This is a genomic window from Puniceicoccaceae bacterium, assembly GCA_040224245.1.
In the GTDB taxonomy this organism is placed as follows: Bacteria; Verrucomicrobiota; Verrucomicrobiia; order Opitutales; family JAFGAQ01; genus JAKSBQ01.
This window is the reverse complement of record JBEGIR010000053.1, coordinates 28,845-45,524: the sequence shown is the minus strand read 5'-3', so window position 1 is coordinate 45,524 and position 16,680 is coordinate 28,845. Positions and strand designations below refer to the sequence as shown.

13 protein-coding genes are annotated in these 16,680 nt (G+C 54.2%); 8 read left to right on the top strand and 5 right to left on the bottom strand.

Annotation, left to right across the window (positions count from 1 at the left end; all coding sequences use genetic code 11):
• From ABQ298_08915 to priA, 3 genes are all read right to left on the bottom strand, one after another.
• A partial coding sequence (locus ABQ298_08915; protein ID MEQ9824490.1) for a Tex-like N-terminal domain-containing protein occupies positions 1-1,005 on the bottom strand: 1,005 nt, incomplete at its 3' end.
• 147 nt (positions 1,006-1,152) lie between these two features.
• The gene (locus tag ABQ298_08910; protein MEQ9824489.1) at positions 1,153-2,484 is read right to left on the bottom strand and encodes an alkaline phosphatase; all 1,332 of its coding nucleotides are present in this window, start codon (positions 2,482-2,484) and stop codon (positions 1,153-1,155) included.
• 586 nt (positions 2,485-3,070) lie between these two features.
• Positions 3,071-5,341: a primosomal protein N' gene (gene priA / locus ABQ298_08905; protein ID MEQ9824488.1), complete on the bottom strand. Its 2,271-nt coding sequence runs from the start codon at positions 5,339-5,341 to the stop codon at positions 3,071-3,073.
• A gap of 402 nt (positions 5,342-5,743) precedes the next feature.
• On the opposite strand from priA, the gene ABQ298_08900 reads away from it, so the two are divergent.
• On the top strand, positions 5,744-7,255 hold the full coding sequence (locus ABQ298_08900; protein ID MEQ9824487.1) for a sugar transferase: 1,512 nt from the start codon (positions 5,744-5,746) through the stop codon (positions 7,253-7,255).
• Positions 7,256-7,264: 9 nt separating this feature from the next.
• On the opposite strand, the gene ABQ298_08895 is transcribed toward ABQ298_08900, so the two are convergent.
• Complete coding sequence (locus tag ABQ298_08895) at positions 7,265-7,624, bottom strand: 4Fe-4S binding protein (protein ID MEQ9824486.1); 360 nt, start codon at positions 7,622-7,624, stop codon at positions 7,265-7,267.
• Positions 7,625-7,915: 291 nt separating this feature from the next.
• Between ABQ298_08895 and ABQ298_08890 the strand changes: the two genes are divergently transcribed.
• The gene (locus tag ABQ298_08890; GenBank protein ID MEQ9824485.1) at positions 7,916-8,395 is read left to right on the top strand and encodes a (2Fe-2S)-binding protein; all 480 of its coding nucleotides are present in this window, start codon (positions 7,916-7,918) and stop codon (positions 8,393-8,395) included.
• Positions 8,392-10,686, top strand: a complete 2,295-nt coding sequence (locus tag ABQ298_08885) for a molybdopterin cofactor-binding domain-containing protein (protein ID MEQ9824484.1) — start codon at positions 8,392-8,394, stop codon at positions 10,684-10,686. Before ABQ298_08890 ends, ABQ298_08885 begins: the two co-directional genes overlap by 4 nt.
• Positions 10,687-10,820: 134 nt before the next feature.
• Here the strand turns inward: ABQ298_08885 and ABQ298_08880 are convergent, their stop codons facing one another.
• Complete coding sequence (locus ABQ298_08880; protein ID MEQ9824483.1) at positions 10,821-11,129, bottom strand: ribonuclease III domain-containing protein; 309 nt, start codon at positions 11,127-11,129, stop codon at positions 10,821-10,823.
• A gap of 167 nt (positions 11,130-11,296) precedes the next feature.
• Between ABQ298_08880 and ABQ298_08875 the strand changes: the two genes are divergently transcribed.
• The 5 genes from ABQ298_08875 to ABQ298_08855 all read left to right on the top strand — a co-directional run bounded on the left by ABQ298_08875 (position 11,297) and on the right by ABQ298_08855 (position 16,599).
• Positions 11,297-12,604, top strand: coding sequence for an FAD-dependent oxidoreductase (locus tag ABQ298_08875; protein MEQ9824482.1), 1,308 nt, complete (start codon positions 11,297-11,299; stop codon positions 12,602-12,604).
• Positions 12,579-13,382 carry a DUF1365 domain-containing protein gene (locus tag ABQ298_08870; GenBank protein MEQ9824481.1) on the top strand — a complete coding sequence of 268 codons (804 nt, stop codon included), beginning with the start codon at positions 12,579-12,581 and terminating at the stop codon, positions 13,380-13,382. Before ABQ298_08875 ends, ABQ298_08870 begins: the two co-directional genes overlap by 26 nt.
• A 30-nt stretch (positions 13,383-13,412) precedes the next feature.
• Entirely contained in the window at positions 13,413-14,720 is a 1,308-nt protein-coding gene (locus tag ABQ298_08865) for a cyclopropane-fatty-acyl-phospholipid synthase family protein (GenBank protein ID MEQ9824480.1), read from the top strand.
• On the top strand, positions 14,717-15,520 hold the full coding sequence (locus ABQ298_08860) for a DUF1295 domain-containing protein (GenBank protein MEQ9824479.1): 804 nt from the start codon (positions 14,717-14,719) through the stop codon (positions 15,518-15,520). Before ABQ298_08865 ends, ABQ298_08860 begins: the two co-directional genes overlap by 4 nt.
• Before the next feature lie 62 nt (positions 15,521-15,582).
• A complete protein-coding gene (locus ABQ298_08855; protein ID MEQ9824478.1) occupies positions 15,583-16,599 on the top strand; it encodes a class I SAM-dependent methyltransferase in 1,017 nt (338 codons plus the stop codon).
• Positions 16,600-16,680: the final 81 nt, after the last annotated feature.

Sequence of the window (16,680 nt, the reverse complement as noted above, 5' to 3'; positions counted from 1 at the left end):
GGTAACAAGCTTGCAGCCGGTCCGAAAGCCAGGGTCGATGGCGATCACTGGTTTTTGTCCCAGTGCAGGTGCAAGCAGCAGTTCCCGCAGGTTCTCCGAAAAGACGCGCGTCGCCTCGGTATCGGCACGCTTTTTCATTTCCACCCGCGCGGCAGTCTCCATCGAAATCGACAACAGGCGTTTGAATGCATCCTGTGCGGCCAGTCGCACCTGTTCTGAGGCCGCCGTGTCCCCTTTCACAAACCGGCGCACCAACAGGTGCACCGCGCGGTCTTCATCCGGGCGGATGCTCATTGAGAGGAAACCTTCGCTCTCGCCCCGACGAATCGCAAGAATGCGGTGCGAGGGCGCCTTGTCCGCAGGTTCCTTCCAGTCAAAATAATCGCGAAACTTGGCCCCTTCTTCCTCCTTGCCTTTGAGTACACGTGATTCGAGCGTCGATTCCTTGAGGTAAAGTTCGCGCAACTCGGCACGCGCATCCGCATCGTCATTGATCCACTCCGCAATGATGTCCCTTGCTCCGGCGAGCGCATCTTCTGCACTCGCCACTTCATGCTCATCCGAAAGAAACGCGCTCGCACGTTCCACCACATCCCATTGGCTTTCCTGTTTCTCGACGATTTCGATGGCAAGCGGCTCCAGTCCTTTTTCCCGTGCAATTGTAGCCTTGGTGCGGCGCTTGGGCTTGTAGGGAAGATACACATCCTCCAACCGGGCAAGCGTATCTGCTGCCATCACCTTCTGCTTCAGATCATCCGTGAGCAACTGCCGTTCCTCAAGGGATTTAAGGATGGCACTCCGACGCTCTTCCAGGGTCTTGAGCTGGGTGGATCGGTCACGAATCGAGGTGATTGCCACCTCGTCCAGCCCTCCCGTCGCCTCCTTCCGGTAACGCGCGATAAACGGCACAGTTGCACCCCCTTCCAGCAAGGTGAGCACCGCCATCACATTGCGTGCGGGAAGCTGCAGTTCTTCGGAAATTCGATCAATGAAGGTTTCAAGCATAGGATTACAATTCAAAGAGAAACCCAAATCCATAAGCAGAACTCCCGAAGATTCCAACCGCAATTTCCGAGAAAAAACGGGGAGGTGCATCTGCTGGGATGCAAACAGCTGGCGTCGGTGAAAATGCGGCAAAGTTGCCCCAAGTCTTCAAAGCCCCATGAGCTCGCACATCACTCCGTGCAGCTGCCAATTTTCGGCATAGGTGGGAAGCATGTTCGATCCGGGGCCGAACATGGCAAGTTCCACCAGATCTCCAGTATGATTGGCACAATTCCAACTCACCGAAAATCGGCGAAAGAAAATGGGGTTGAGAGCCTCGGTCAGATTGCGAATCGCATGGTAGATACCTTCTTCTACCGGCCGCTCCAGAGCTGCAAGGACAGACTCCCGCTCCGTTGAGTCGAGCAGTATGCCATAGTTGCGCTCAATCGCAGCCAGCAATAGATCGCTATCCTGCAGATCCGAAACCTCACGGTGCAGTTGCTCATGTGAACCAATGCACCGGAACAATCCCTCAAAACGAGGCTGCGCATGATGATAGCCATCATCCGCACCGCAGAGCATGAATCCACCTGTGCCATGATCTGTTGTCACCACAACCAGCGTATCATCCCTACCCTCTGCAAAGGCACGAACGATGGCGATAGTGCGGTCAAATTCGAGCTGTTCGTGCAGGATCGAAGCGGGATCATTAGCATGCCCGGCATGATCCACCCGCCCGGCTTCGATCTGAAGCAGAAACCCTTCGGGATTTGTCGAGAGGCGGTTCAAGGCCACCTCAGTCAATGTTTCCAATGAGGGCACCTCCCGGAACTGACGCTGATACATCCGGTCAAGGCAATAGGGCAGATGATCTTTCGAAAACACGCCCAACAGCGGTGTGCCCGCTGCGTCCTTGAATCCCAACAATGCATCACGTGTTTTGACCACTGCGTATCCCTCCTGCTGGTAAGCGGCATAGAGATCCTTGCCATCTGACCTGAGTTCCGGTGCAAAGTGTTCATCACCACCCCCCAGCAATACATCCATGCGGCGTTCCAGGTATTGTTCGGCAATACGATCTTCCTGACTGCGGTGCTCCACATTGGCTGCAAATCCGGCTGGTGTTGCGTGCGTGATGCGCGCCGTCGTGACCATGCCCACCGACTTACCTTTCTTTTTTGCCAAAACTCCTATCGGTTCCGGTGACTCTCCATCTGGGGTGATGTTGACCGCACCCATGTTCACCCGTTGACCAATTCCCCATGCACTGGACGCCGCCGCCGAATCCGTCACCAGGCTGTTCGCACAGGAGGTTTCGCAGAGGCGTCGTGTCGCAAGACCAGAATGGTAGAGCTTCATCCACTCGCTCTCCCTGTTTTCTCTCAGATTGAGCCAGTGGTTGGCAGCACTGAGCGTACCGTGATTCATGCCATCGCTGACCATGAGGATCACATTGCGAACCTTCCCGTTAATCACTGCCGAAGCAGTGGAACTCATACCCAGGCTGCGCTGGGTAGCAAGTGCTCCCGCCCCCAAACCGGAGGCTGCGATACCTTTTAAAAATTTGCGGCGCGAAAAAACGGAATGATCCTTCATCGTAACATCTGAAAACAGGGTTAAAGCAATCGATATGCGATCACCCTAAACAATCGAATCTGCATTCCAATACCGAAATGAGGTCGTTTCCAAATCGTTGCATGAACCACACTTTATTTCACCAACAATCTGGAACTTACGCTTGAAATTCCGTGTAACAAAAAGGATAATTTTAGTTCCTATCCAATTCCTTATACAGTTATGATCCACCTGATCGAGACGGTCTTCGTACTGTCTGTGTTGGCGTTTCCCGGATTCATGTCATTGATGTGTATCTGCACCCGTTGCACTCGCGACAGCACCTTCCTCCACGATTTTCGCTTTCTGATCCCCAGAAAATTCCGAAGATCCTCCCATAAAATCCGGCAGTTCGGTTATCTGCTGCTACCCGTCACTCCCATCCTTTGTTGCCTTTACTTTTATGTAAGGCATTTAAGGCATTAAATCGTTCGGAACATCTGGACTCCCAACACAACCGTGCACAACATCAGAGCAGGTTCATCGCATCCACATCCAAAATCTGGCGCGTGGTCTTTTCCCATTGAAAGCGCTCCAAAACCTCCTGAATTCTCGAAACCGTGGCAATGACACGCGGCGTGAAATACCAGAGCTGGTAGCGATATTCACCGTTAAGTTTTTCGACGGATGCCGGTAGTGGCCCCCGTATTTCCAAGTCTGCGATCTTCTCCGATTCCAGAGTTTCCCGCCACTTTTTACAGTAAAACTCGAGTTTTTCGATACTGCGATCCCGAATGACGTGACGGATGAGGTGACGAAATGGTGGGTAATTGAACTCTCGTCGCAGTTCGATTTCCTCCTCCAGAAACCCATCAAAATCCGAACGTCTGGCAAACTGAATCGGAGATGCGTGAGGAGTCGAGGTCTGAATGATGACCTCGCCTGCACGCTCCCCTCTCCCGGCGCGCCCCGACACTTGCACAAGCAGTTGAAAGGTGCGCTCGGCAGCCCGAAAATCCTCCATGTAGAGCGAATGATCTGCGTTGATCATTCCCACAAGCGTCACATTGGGAAAATCAAGCCCCTTTGCGATCATCTGGGTTCCCACCAGCACATCGAGCTTTCCGGTCCGGAAATCGGCAAGCACGTGGCGAAACAGGTTCTTCTTCTGCATGGTATCTGCATCCACCCGAAAGATCCTCGCTTTTGGCAGCACGGCCCGCAGGAGGTCCTCCAGTTTTTGCGTACCAAATCCCTCTCCACGAATCTTGGGACTCTGGCACTGGGGACAGCGAAGCGGTGCAGGTCGTTCATAACCCGAAAGGTGGCACTTCAATAGATTCTGCCTTCGGTGATAGGTCAGTGGGATACTACACTCTTCCGACATCGCCACCCACCCACACTCAGGGCAGATCATCTGACGCGAATAGCCCCGGCGGTTGAGAAACAAAATACTCTGTTCCCGCTTTTCAAAACGTTCTCGAAGACCCTCCACCAGGGTTTGCGAGAGGATGCTTTCCTTTTTTTGTTTGCGATACTCCAGGCGCATGTCCACGAGGGTAACCTTGGGCAACTGGCGATTGTCCACCCGTCGTGTCAGCCGCACCACATCGTATTTCCCAGCCTTGACGTTGTAGAGCGATTCCAGCGATGGAGTAGCCGAACCCACAATGCAGCAGGCCTTGTTGATGCGAGCCCGTACCACAGCGAGATCCCTGCCATGGTAGCGTGGGATTTCCTCCTGCTTGTAGGCAGGCTCATGCTCCTCATCGATGATGAGCAGTTTGAGATTGGAGAGCGGGGTGAACACCGCAGAACGGGCGCCTACCACCACCCGGCATTGTCGCTGCGCAATCTTCAGCCAGCTGTCACGGCGCTCGCCTTCGGAAAGGTGACTGTGCCACACCAATACTTCAACCCCCTGCGACTCCAGCCGGGATCGGAGCGTACCAACCGTCTGGGGAGCAAGTGCCACTTCAGGGACAAGGAACAGCACACTGGCATCCGGGTCGCTCTGCAAGAGGTGGCGGATCGCCCGCACGTAGACTTCGGTCTTGCCAGAACCCGTCACCCCATGCAGGAGGATGGGCCGGGTCTGCTGACGATCCATTGCCGCAGTCAAACTGACAACCGCACTCTGCTGCTCTTCGGTCAATGTGAAATCCAGGGTGCGAATGGCATCGCCCTCTGCAAGGTCGTCCCGATACCCAATGCGCTCGTCAACTTCGCGCTGCTCTTCGATCCAGCCTTTCTCAATCAATGCCTTGACCGTTGCATGAGAGGCGTTCATCGCCTGGATAACCGCCGACTTGGTGATCGCCTGCGATTGCTGCCTGAGAAACTCCAATAGTGCTGCCTGTTTGGGTGCTTTCCGACGAAGTGCTTCGATCGGTTCGACTGCCCCAGTATCGCTCACCTTCAGGCTCACTTGCTCCTTTGCCTTCAGACCCTTGCGAAGCGTTCCAGGGAACACACGATCCATGATCACCGCTTCCGGTACCGCGTAGTAGCGAGCCATCCAGCGAATGAGTTCAAACAAATCCTCTGTGAACACCTTGTGGGGGTAAATCACCTCCAACACCTGCTTGAGCTTGTGAAGCGGAAAATCCTTCGGCTGGCCCAATCCCGTTACAATGCCAAGTTCATTGCGGGATCCAAGGGGCACCCTCACCAGCATGCCCACTTCAGGATCTGTAAGAAAATCGGGAAACCGGTAGTGCAATGCTTTTGCAATCCGACTGAACACCCGGACTTCCACACAGCGCAGCCCATTTGCGGATGTACCCGTATCATCACTCATTGGCCAGGTATTGAATGCATGCCTGCGTCAAACGCCACCCCAAAACCATCAAACCCCGGCACCACAGCCTCAACTCTCCTCGAAGAGCAATGAACAGCTATCCATTGAAACTTGAACACTCCGAAAGCAGGGCTGATTTTCAGGATCAAGCAGCGTAATTTGTGAAATTTAAGTTAAAAATTTGATTTGAAAATCCCCGTGCACTGGATACATCTAGACATACCTATCACGTTCCTTATCGAAAAACACTCTTGGCCTGCCAACAAAAACACCCAGGAGAAAACGCCTTCAAACCAGAAGTTCCACCAACCACTCAATTCAATCTGTCCTCTGAGCGATACGCCAGTGTACGACACACACGGAAGCGACTCACGAAACCCATGAGGACAGGCAACCATAGTCATGCGCTCACCATCTGAAGTCATGTCTCCCACAAATCGTCCTCCGGTTTTTCCGATCCCACTGGATCTTGAGCGACTCGAAGCCAATTCAGCCGAGCGCAAGGAAATCCGCGAACGAGCACTGCTCCGCTTCAGTCTGATCGCATTGCTCGGAGACCTCCTGTTTGTGTGCATGGCACTGGTCATTGCATGGTATGCTCGGTACATCATCCTGCAGGATCGAGAAACGGATGACCTGCTTGCCCAGCTCAAAACCTACAGCCCCCAGTTTCTGCTTGGCACCTCTGTACTGCTGGTCATGGCCGCAAATCTCGACCTCTACCTGCCGCGCAATCTCATGCGCTTTCGCAAAAACCTGGTCTGCATTCTGCGCATCGTGACCTATTGGGGCATCGGTTACCTCTCGATTTCACTGATGCTCAAGGTCGATCCCGAAATCTCACGCGGGTATGTCATCCTGGCCATGTTCTCACTGAGTGCACTACTCATTCTCTGGCGCTGGACCTACGCCAAGGTGTTGATTTCTTCTACATTTGCCGGGTATTTCAAAAAACGCATCCTTGCGGTTGGATGGAACGAAACAGCGCAGGACCTCTACGAGAAAATCTATCAGGATCCGCGCCATCCCATCAGTATTTACTCCGTCGTCACCACCATCAAAGGCAACTTCGAACAGCAACCTCCCAATGAAGTGGTGGTTGAGGGAGACTATGCCCACCTCTCGGAACTGTTGTCAACGCGGCGTTTCGACGCCGTATTGCTCGTTGACTTCAACCTGAGTCCCGAACAAATCATCGACCTGCAGCATCTTTGCATGCGCGAGATGACCGAGTTCATGGTCATCCCCTCATTTTATCAAGTGCTGCTCTCACACCTGGAATTTGATTCGGTAGGAGGAATCCCCATCATGAGCGGACACAATCTCCCGCTCAGTCATCCTTTCAATGCGATAGTGAAACGTGCTGTTGATGTGGTCGGTGGCATTGTCGGATTGATGCTTTTTGCACCTATCATCGCATACTTCTGCTGGAGGGTGAAGCGTGAGTCCCCAGGACCCGTTTTCTACCGCCAAATCCGCACGGGTCGCAATGGCAAGCCTTTCAAAATCATCAAAATCCGAAGCATGCGCATGGACGCAGAACGTAGCGGCGGCGCTCAATGGGCTAAGGAAAATGACCCGCGTCGATTGAAAATCGGAGAATTCATGCGGGAGAAAAACATCGACGAACTGCCCCAGTTCTGGAACGTACTGAAGGGAGACATGAGCCTGGTAGGTCCTCGTCCGGAGCGCCCCGAATTGATCCGAAATTTCAAATACGACATCGACAACTACAACCTGCGCCACTCCGTCAAACCCGGTCTGACAGGCTGGGCAGCCATCAACGGTTGGCGCGGCGACACCGATTTGCGGACTCGCATTGCATTTGATATCGAATACATGGAAAAATGGTCAGTGTGGTTTGACCTCTACATCATGCTCAAAACCATCGGTGCGAGCAAAAATGCCTACTAAGCCATCGGCTCACCAGACGCCAGATGATCCCTGGAAACGCTTGACCATCAGTATGGCCTCAGCCGAAGAGGGGCAGACATCCTGGCAAATGCGGCAGCCTGTGCACCGCTCCACCTGAATGCGCGGCACTCCTTGCTCCATCACAATGACATTGGGTTCCGGACAATGATCGTGACAATCCGTGCAGGGAATCTCCTCATAGGCCAAACAGTATTTTGCCTGAATCACCGCGACAAGGTCCTGTGCAACCGCATCTTTGGGCACTTCGTCCAAATGCTGTGGATGTCGAACATCAGAGGTAGTGGCACCCCCTCCTCCCAGGAATCGCTTGAAAAAATCACGTCTCGAAAGTCCGCTGTCTGCAGCCATAGAAAACACCATTGTGCGTGGGCTTGAGGTACTGTCAACGATTGGAGCGTTGGGTGCACGATGGAAAGGCGGATAAATCAAAATTCAAAACGCTGCATGACATGAAACAGACGAAACCCTTCACGCAGGATTTGAACAGAATGAAGATACGCCCTGCTCCCCATTCATCCATTCATGGCTTTGGCGGACGCTTCATCTTTTCCGATTTTCTTTCACACCATTTGAACACAGGTTATACTGAAGTTACCTTCTCATAAGGTCCATATTGCACCAACCCCTGTAATCGAAACCATGGCCACAATCAATCTCACCGTCAACGGGCAGGCCCAGCGGGTCGAAGTTTCCGACAGCACAACACCCCTTCTATGGATTCTCCGGGATGAACTCGGACTCGTTGGAACCAAATATGGATGTGGCAGAGGCCTTTGCGGTGCGTGCACCATCATGCTCAATGGCATCGCCATGCGCTCGTGCCAACTGCCCATCGCTGCGCTTCAGGGCCAATCCATCACCACCATCGAAGGTCTCGCCAGCCCTGAAGGCGAACTCACCGCGCTCCAGCAAGCCTGGATCGAAGAAGACGTTCCCCAGTGCGGGTACTGCCAATCCGGCCAGATCATGACCGCTACAGCGCTGCTGCGCAGCAACCCCGATCCAGACGACGACGCCATCGATTCTGCCATGGCGGGCAATCTCTGCCGCTGCGGTACCTATCCGCGCATTCGAAAAGCCATTCACAAGGCTGCGGAGAAAGGAGTGAGCGCATCATGAATAACCCTTCCATTTCATTTCGTCCGGGCATTGACTTGCCCGAAGTTGTGGCATCCGCCCAATCCGGCGAGCTTGTCATCGTCAACCTGAGCCTGGACCGTCGCCGTTTTCTCAAACTGTCCGGCCTAGCAACCAGCGGACTCTTACTCGCATTTGGCACACTGGTGCCACAGCGCTCGGGTGCAACGGAGCAGGCAGACGAGGTCGCGGGTGCTGCTCCGGATTCCCCTCATTTTGCACCCAATGGCTACCTGACCCTCAGTCCGGACGGCAGCATCGTAATTGTGGCAGTCACACCAGAAATCGGCCAGGGCGTCAAAACTGCGTTTCCGATGGTGGTAGCGGAAGAGCTTGATGTGGATTGGGATGCAGTAACCGTCGTTCAATCCGAAATCGACTTTGAACGCTATGGTCCCCAATTTGCGGGTGGCTCCATGGGAACCCCCATCCACTTTGACCGCCTGCGCAAGGCGGGTGCAACAGCGCGTGCAATGCTGGTTGCTGCAGCTGCAGAGCGTTGGCAGGTTGATCCCGAAGCATGCAAAACCTCAAGAGCAGAGGTGCTGCATCCCCATACCAACGAACGACTCAGCTATGCGGAGATCTGCCTCGACGCCGGAAAACAGCCCGTTCCCGAGAATGTCAGTTTCAAGGACCGCAAGGATTATCAGATCCTGGGGAAATGGAAACCCGGAGTGGACAACCACGCCATCGTGACAGGCCAACCGCTGTTCGGCTATGATCAACAACTGCCCGACATGCGCTATGCCATGTATGTCAAGTGCCCTGCCACCGGAGGCATCGCCATCGATGCCAACCTGGATGCCATCCGGGCCGCAAGGGGCATCGAAGACGCCTTCATCCTCTCTGCAAAAGGTGCAGATCATCAACTGCTCTCAGGGGTGGCCATCATTGGCGAATCCTCATGGGCAGTCATGAGCGCGGCTAATCAACTGCAGGTGAAATGGGATCGCTCCCAGGCCTGCAACGATACTTGGTCGGAGTTTGTGGATCGCGCGCAGGAGGATTTTCAAAAGGGAGGCAGCATCACACACAGCTCCGGGGATTTTTCTGCGGCACAAGCTGACGCGCACCAACACATCGTCAGCGAATACAGCTATGAGTTTGCGGCCCATGCTTGCCTCGAACCCATGAACTGCCTGGCCCACTACCACGACGGCATCATGGAAATCTGGGCGCCCTCACAGACCCCCCAGAGCATCCCCGGTGAGGTGGCCACTGTCACGGAGATTGAATCATCCCAGGTAAAGGTCCATCAACTGCGCATCGGAGGTGGATTTGGTCGAAAATTGATCAATGATGTCGTCTGTGAAGTCGCCGCCATTGCAGAGCGTGTTCCATACCCGGTTAAGCTGATCTGGACGCGCGAGCAGGATATGGCTCACGATTTTTATCGCGTCGGAGGATTCCACAAGGTGGAAGGCACTCTCAGCAAGCAGGGCAAACTCAGCGGCTGGAAGGGACATTTCATCACCTTTCACCCACACGGACAACCCGACCAGACCGTGCGCGGCGGTGGAATGGGGGCATACCTTTTCCCCTACCCCGTACTGCCCAATGTGGAACTGCAGGAGACACGCTATGACCTGCGCATCCCGTGTGGCTGGTGGCGAGCACCCGGTTCCTGCACCCTCGCGTGGGTCATCCAGGGGTTCCTGCATGAACTTTCCACTGCTGCCGGACGAGATCACCTGGAATTTCTGCTCGAACTCATGGGAGAAGACCGATGGCTCGATGAAGGCAACCTTGATGCCCTGCACACGGGCCGTGCAAAGGCAGTGCTCCGCCTCGCTGCGGAAAAAGGCAACTGGGGAGAACCGCTGCCGGAAGGACACGGGCGCGGCATCGCCTTTTATCTCAGCCACAAAGGTCATTTTGCGGAAGTCGCCGAGGTCAGCGTCAGTGAAGGACGAACACTCAAACTGCATCGCGTGGTCGTTGCGGGCGATGTCGGCACCATCCTGAACAAATCAGGAGCGGAAAACCAGATCGAAGGATCGATTGTCGACGGTTACAGTGCCATCCTTGGACAGTCCGTAACGTTCAGCAACGGAGTTGTGGATCAAAGCAACTTTCACGACTACTCCCTTCTGCGCATCGGCGAACAACCGCAGATCGAAGTTCACATGATCGAGAGCGATTTTCCCGCAACCGGACTCGGCGAACCCGCGCTTCCCCCGCTCGGGCCGGCAGTCTGCAACGCCATTTTTCAAGCCACAGGCAAACGCATCCGCAAGCTTCCGCTCACGCGCGAAGGATTCAGCGTGTAGGAAAGGCAGTTTCCAACGCTGAATGCCCCAAGCAGTCATCGGGAGCTGTAAGCTTCCACCCTCAGTGCATCACGCACCGCACCCTGTGCAGGCATATTGCCCCTCAGCTTCAAAAGGCATGCGGGATTGCTGGCTTAGCGCCGGGACCCCGGATGACGTTTGCGCAGGTTATTCCACTGGCGTTGAAAGACGGGAAACAGATTGGCATCCATCCAGGCAAAGGCGGCGTGCAAACCCTCCTGTTCATAAACCTCCCCAATGCGCGCTTCCATGCGCGTGGGATCTCCCAAAGCCGCCAGAAAACGATTGGAGGTCATCGCGACAAAAACCTCTGTTCGGTCCTCGGGACGAATGTCTGGTTGCTGCAGGATTCTGCCCCTCGCCCACAGGGCAAGCACCGCATCTCCAATCCACGCTTTTTCGCGAATATCATCCATAGCCATCGCTCAAACCGTTCGGTCGTTTTACCTAAAAGGCAACTCCATAAATCTAGACTTAATTAAACAAAACTCCGTAACTACCTTCAATTTATCAGATTTTTTCAACTTTAGCTTGATTTGTTCATATTTTGCATAAGTTTAGAAATAACTTTTCCATGCATTCCTAAAATATGAATAAACGCATCGCAGTCGTCGGCAGTGGTATCGCAGGCATGACCGTCGCCTATTATCTCAGGGATCACTACGACATCACTCTGTTTGAGAAGAACCCGACTCCCGGTGGCCATACCAACACGGTCGATGTACGGGACCAAACGGGTCGCAGCATCCCTGTCGACACCGGTTTCATGGTTTACAACGACATCACCTACCCCAACCTCAACCGACTCTTTGATGAACTTGGAGTAGACCCCTACCCAACCGATATGTCCTTCGGCGTGCATGACTCCCGCACCAAGGCATGCTACTCGGCTTCGGGCTTCAATGGATTTTTTGCTCAGCGCAGTCGCCTGCTCTCAGTATCACACTGGAACATGATCCGGGGCATCCTGACCTTTTTCAAAGATGCGAACGCTTTCCTCGCCATGGGAGAAACGGCACCGGACAACCTCACCATTCGGGAGTTTTTCAACCTGCATCGTACCCCGCAGAACGTGGCTTCCCAATTCGTCTACCCCATGGCCTCTGCGATCTGGTCGACTCACAACACGCTGATCGAGGAATACCCCGCCAAGTCCCTGTTCCGTTTCATGGCCAACCACGGTCTGCTTGGAGTGGGACAGCAGTTTCAGTGGAAAACCCTTCGCGGCGGTAGCCGTCAGTATCGGGACCGCATGCTCGCAACACTAGTCCGCCCACCCATTGTCAATGCAGGGATCACGGGTGTGCGCCGCAATGGCAATCAAACGGTCAGCCTGCTGCACGATGATGGAATCGAACAACACTTTGACATTGTGGTCATCGCAACCCACGCGGATGAAGCCCTCGCTCTGCTCCACAATCCTACCGAGCTTGAAAGCAGCCTGCTTTCCCAATTCACCTACACGCGTAACACCGCAGTTCTGCACTCTGACACCTCAGTGCTCCCACCCCTCCGAAGAGCATGGGCAAGTTGGAACTATCGCATCGATGGCACCAACGACAATGGACATCCCAATGCATCAACCCATTACTGGATGAATCAACTGCAACCGCTGTGCACTCACGATCCATTCATCGTGAGCATTGATTATCAAGGGAACATTGATCCAGGTAAGATACACTGGAGTCAAACCTACCATCATCCAAGTTTCACTTCGGATGCCATGCAGGCACAGCGGGATCTTCCCGCACTCAACCGCAACAGCCGCATTTTGTACTGCGGCAGCTATTTTCGCTACGGATTTCATGAAGACGCACATGTTTCCGGACTCAGGGTCGTGAATGAACTCAAAGAACGCATGGGAAATCACCATGAAGTCCTGCCTCTATCTCTGTGACATCTATCACGACCGCCGTCGCCCCAGAGTGCATGCTTTCCGCTACCGCATGTTCACCTTCTGCATCGATCTCGACGAATGGGACCGTTTGGTCCAAAATCCTTTGATCTCGGAAAATCGCTATGCGCTCTACTCCCTTCGCGTCGAAGATCACCTCGATTTTGGCAAAGCGACCGTGAAGGAGAATGTGACTGCGTTTCTGCACTCCCGGGGCTTCAGTCAGCCGATTGGTCGCATTCAAATGCTCACCAATCTGCGCACACTCGGCTATCAATTTAATCCGGTAACCTTCTATTTCGTCAGCGACGCAAATGGAGACCCCGCAGCAATTGTGGCCGAGGTTGCCAACACCTTCAACGAGCAGAAGCTCTACTCCATCGATGCGCAGTCACACCGCCATCAGCGGGTGCGGGACGTGCAGGATAAACACTTCTACATTTCACCCTTCAGCGACCTCGATACCCAACTGCATTTTAACCTGCGCTTTCCAGACGATGCACTGGACATCCATATCCACGAATCAGATGCCGAGGGCATCTTCTTCCGAAGTGGTATGCGCGGAAAACGAAGGGAGTTGTGCACGCGCGAACTGTTGCTGCAGACCCTGCGCTTTCCTGCAGTCACCCTACAGGTGATTGCAGCGATCCACTGGCATGCCCTGCTGCTGTTCTTGAAAAAGGTGCCTGTCCGCGCCAAGTCCGATCACCCTGAACTGCAAACTCACACACGCCACTACCTTCCGCGCAGATCTGCGAGCAGCAACAAGCTCGTCGTCTAAAAACCTAACGCTGCAAACCGCATCCAAGCCATGAATCATACCTGTCAATCCCTCTTGTTGCAAACGCTGCGCCGCATGCAGATCGGGCAGCTATCCCTGCAGCTGCCTGATGGCAGCCATTTCCGGATCGGGTCACCGGACTCACAACCCCTGATTCAGGTCACCGTACACGATTCTGAATTTTTCAAGCGTGTCGTGCTGCAGACCGACATTGGTCTGGGCGAGAGCTACATAGCGGGGCAATGGGATACGGATAACCTCAGCGGATTCTTGAAGCTCCTGATCCTCAACGAACCCTATTTTCAAAACCCAGCATCGCAGCCCCTGCTCTCCCTTGCCCGCAAGCTTGCGCTGGCAGCGGATCAACTCCTGCATCGCTTTCGCAGCAATACCCGTTCACAGAGCCGCAGGAACATTCACGCTCACTACGATCTGGGCAATGCATTCTACCAACTATTCCTCGACCCCAGCATGACCTACTCCTCTGCCTATTTCACAGATCCCGAACAATCCCTGCAGCATGCACAGGAAGAAAAATACGACCGCCTTTGCCGCAAGCTCAACCTGAAGTCCGAACACCATTTGCTGGAAATCGGTTCGGGCTGGGGAGGTTTTGCATTGCATGCCGCACGCCACTACGGTTGCCGGGTTACCACGCTTACCCTGTCTGAGCGTCAGCATGCTTATGTGCTGGAACAGATCCGTGAGCATGGCCTTGAAGCACAAATCGAGATACGATTGCAGGACTATCGCGACATTCGGGGCCAATTTGATCGCATTGCATCCATTGAAATGCTGGAAGCCGTCGGACACGAGCATCTCAATCACTACTTCAAACAGTGTGCCCGCCTGCTCCGACCTCACGGCATACTCGGCTTGCAGGTCATCCTCTCCCCCGATTCGCGCTATGAACGCTACCGCAGGCACGTGGACTACATTCGCAAGCACATCTTCCCGGGCGGCCACCTGCCTTCGATTGACAGCCTGCACAAGGCAGTGCGGCGAAGCAGTGACTGGGATCTGCAGCACCTCGAAACTTTTGGCACTCACTATGCCGCTACGCTGCGCCAGTGGCGCGAGCAGTTCAATGCCACCGAACAGTCTCGAAGACAACTGGGATTTGACGATGCGTTTGACCGCAAATGGAACTTCTACTTCGCCTACTGCGAAGCGGGATTTGACACCCGCCACATTCAGGTTGCCCAGCTGGTCTATGCGAGTCCCAACACCCTGGACTACGCATATGAGAACTCCCTGCACAGCAACGATGATTCCCGCATTTCCCGCACAGCGGTTGATGCAGTCCCCCAACACAATCAGCAAATCCACACCCTATGATCGACACCATCACCCATACTCTCATCGCTGGTGCACTCACTGCATTCGCGATCATGATCATCGCCTGGATCGTCTGCGTCCGCATCCACAATGCCGCCTGGGTTGACGTCGTCTGGGCCTATAGCATAGGAGTGTTGTCCCTAGGCTACTTCCTCATCCTTGGAATGCCAATCGGCCCTCAATTGCTGGGTTTTGTTCTGATTGCGATTTGGTCATTGCGCCTTGGAACACACCTGCTCATTCGCATCGCGACAGAACCTGAGGACGGGCGTTATCAGGAGATCAAGAAACAATGGGGAGGTGAGCGCTCACCCAAGTTGTTCGGATTTTTCATGATTCAGGCAGCTGCTGCGTTTTTCTTTTCGATCCCACCCCTGCTGGCGATGCACAGCGCAAAATCTGCCTGGAGCGCAAATGACTGGATCGCCGTCGTGATCGCTATCATCGCCATCAGTGGCGAAACACTGGCCGACCGCCAGCTGCGTCGCTTCAAGGCAAACCCCAAAAATCAGGGCAAGGTATGCAAATCCGGACTCTGGCGTTACTCCCGCCACCCGAACTACTTCTTCGAATGGATCTTCTGGCTCGCTTTCCCTTCCATTACCTGGGGAAGTTCCGCCTTTTTCCCGGCACTGGCAGCACCGCTTATCATGCTGTTCCTGATTCTGAAAATGACAGGTATTCCTCCCACTGAGGCCCAGGCGATTCGAAAACGCGGTGAATCCTACCGACAATACCAGCGCGAGACTTCCGCATTTTTCCCCTGGTTCCCAAAGTCCGAAACTACAACCCAGTCCTAAATCAGCCCCTGCATGCAACCCATCCCAACCGCAGCACCGAGCAACTTCTTTATACCATCATCATGAATGCAACCACCCTTGCCGAGTCCGGCATCATTCCCCTCTGGCTGATCCGCATCGGTATCCGTCAGAAGCTCAAACACAAGCTTCGCATCGAACATCAGAAAGGCAGCAACGCCAAAGCCATGCTGGTGCAACACCTACGGGAAAGCCCGATCGCCATCGCCACTGACGAGGCCAATGATCAGCACTATCAGGTACCCACGGAGTTCTACCAACTCATTCTCGGCCCGCGCATGAAATACAGTGGCTGCTACTGGCCGGAGGGCGTTACGACGCTCGAAAAGGCCGAGTTGGCCTCGCTTCAGCTCGTAGCCGAACGTGCCGAGCTGGAGGATGGACAAACCATTCTTGAAATGGGGTGCGGCTGGGGGTCGTTCTCACTCTGGGCGGCGGAGCGTTTCCCCAAAAGTCACATCCTTGCCGTCTCCAATTCGCAGACACAGGCGGCCTACATCCGTTCACGGGCGAATGAACGGGGGCTGAGCAACCTGGAAGTTCTCACCGAAAACATCGTTACGTTTAAACCCAAGAGTCAGTTTGACCGCATTGTCTCCATTGAAATGCTCGAACACATGCGCAATTATGAAGCCCTCTTTCAGCGCATGGCAAAGTGGTTGAAAGACGACGGAAAGGCCTTTGTTCACGTATTTTCTCACCGGGAATTGGCCTACACCTACGAAGCCAGCGACCCCAACGACTGGATGTCCAATTCCTTTTTCACCGGAGGCACCATGCCATCCCACGACCTCTTTTCCCACTTCAGCGAACACCTGCTGATCGAGCAGGATTGGAAACTCAACGGAAAGCATTACACGCAAACCCTCGAAGCCTGGCTGGAGCGCCTCAACGGCAACGTCGAGCCCATTTCAGAGATCTTCCGGGAACACTACGGTGAGGTCACGCGTTGGTTGATGCGCTGGCGCATGTTCCTGCTCGCCTGTTCCGAGCTGTTTGCCTACGGCGACGGACGCGAATGGGGCATTTCGCACTACCGCTTTGTCAAACGCAGGAACTGATCACAGCTTTCAGCAGTCAGACTCGTTTCAGCATCATTGCAAAATCCTGCATTCCAGATTCACTCTGCACATAACAATCAT